The organism is Mycobacterium sp. (assembly GCF_050701675.1).
Taxonomy (GTDB): domain Bacteria; phylum Actinomycetota; class Actinomycetes; order Mycobacteriales; family Mycobacteriaceae; genus Mycobacterium.
Window position 1 is genome coordinate 1 of sequence record NZ_JBOGDD010000828.1, and the last position, 1,901, is coordinate 1,901.

1 protein-coding gene is annotated in these 1,901 nt (G+C 66.7%); it reads right to left on the bottom strand.

Annotated elements, in window-relative coordinates; translation table 11 throughout:
* On the bottom strand, positions 1 to 1,885 hold a 1,885-nt coding region (locus ACRDUX_RS25305; protein WP_526417681.1), incomplete at its 3' end, for an FdhF/YdeP family oxidoreductase.
* Positions 1,886 to 1,901: the final 16 nt, after the last annotated feature.

The window sequence follows — 1,901 nt, forward strand, 5'->3', positions numbered from 1 at the left end:
GCTGAAAGCCGTCGGGTTGGCGGACCCTCCGGTTGTAGTCCGTACAGCCGGGAACAACCGCGGCGATCGCATCGCGGACACGGTCGTAATCGGCCGGGAACGTCTCCCACGGCACCGGGTGGTCCTCACCCAGCACGGCCCGGGCCAGCTGGGAGACGATGGCGACTTCGCTTCGCACCTCCGGTCCCGGCGGCTGCAGGCTGCCGCGGGACAGGTGCACCATCGACATCGAATCCTCAACGGAGACCTGCTGTTTGGCGCCTGACTGCAAGTCCTTGTCGGTACGGCCGAGTGACGGCAGGATCAGCGCCGTGGTGCCGTGCACGACGTGGCTGCGGTTCAGTTTGGTCGACACCTGCACGGTGAGCGAGCAGCTGCGCAGCGAAGCCTCGGTGACGTCGGTGTCCGGCGTCGCCAGCGCGAAGTTGCCGCCCATTCCGATGAATACCGATGCGCGCCGATCACGCATGGCGCGGATGGCGTCGACGGTGTCCATCCCGTGCTTGCGCGGGCTGACGATGCCGAACTCGGTGTCGAGTGCCGCCAGGAACTCCTCGGGCATCTTCTCCCAGATCCCCATGGTGCGGTCACCCTGCACGTTGGAGTGACCGCGCACCGGGCACACTCCCGCACCGGGCTTGCCGATCATGCCGCGCATCAGCAGCAGGTTGGTGAGCTCGGAGATCATCGGGACCGCGTGACGGTGCTGCGTGAGGCCCATCGCCCAGCACGCGATCGTGCGGTCCGAGGAGATGAACATCTGCGCCACCCGCTCGAGCTGCTCGCGGTCGATTCCGGTGGCCTCGAGAACGGTGTCGATGTCGACCGCGCGAGCCTGTGCCTCCCACGCCTCGAAGTTCGCGCAGTGTTCGGCGATGAAGTCGCGGTCGACCACGGTGCCCGGCGCGCGATCGTCGGCCTCGAGGAGCAGCCTGCCCAGCCCGGCGAACAGGGCCATGTCGCCGCCGAGTCGGATCTGCACGAACTCGTCGGCGATGCCGATGCCGTGGCCGATGACGCCGTGCACCTTCTGCGGGTCCTTGAACCGCATCAGACCGGCTTCGGGTAGCGGGTTGATCGCGATGATCTTCGCGCCGTTCGCCTTGGCCTTCTCCAACACCGACAGCATGCGGGGATGGTTGGTGCCGGGGTTCTGCCCGGCGATGACGATGAGGTCGGCGTCTTCGAGGTCTTCGACGGTCACCGAACCCTTGCCGATGCCGATCGACTCGGTCAGAGACGTTCCGGACGACTCGTGGCACATGTTCGAGCAGTCCGGCAGGTTGTTGGTTCCGAAGCTTCGCACCAGCAACTGGTAGAGGAAGGCAGCCTCGTTGCTGGTGCGGCCTGACGTGTAGAAGACCGCTTCGTCGGGGCTGTCCAGCGCATTCAGATGCTGCGCGATCACGTGGTACGCGTGGTCCCAGCTGATCGGTTCGTAGTGGTCTCGGGTTGGATCTGAGCCGGCGCGCAGCACCATGGGGTGGGTCAGGCGGCCCTGCTGGCTCAGCCAGTACTCGGGGCGCTCGGCCAGGTCGGCAATGGAGTGTCGGGCGAAGAACTCCGGCGTGACCACGCGCTTGGTGCCCTCTTCGGCGACCGCCTTGGCACCGTTCTCGCAGAACTCGGCGAACTTGCGGCCACCGTGCTCCTCGGGCCACGCACAGCCTGGGCAGTCGAATCCCTTGCGCTGGTTGAGCCGGACCAGCGCCGCGGCCGTGCGCAACGGACCCATCGACGTCACGCCGCGCTGCAGCGAGACCATCACCGCCTTCACCCCGGCGGCCTCGTGCTCCGCGCCGGTCGTGACGACGTCGTGCTCGTCGTACTTCACCGCGATGTCGTGCGTGACGTCACGACCAGTCATTCGACGCCGGATTCCCATGTTTCCAATCTAGGCC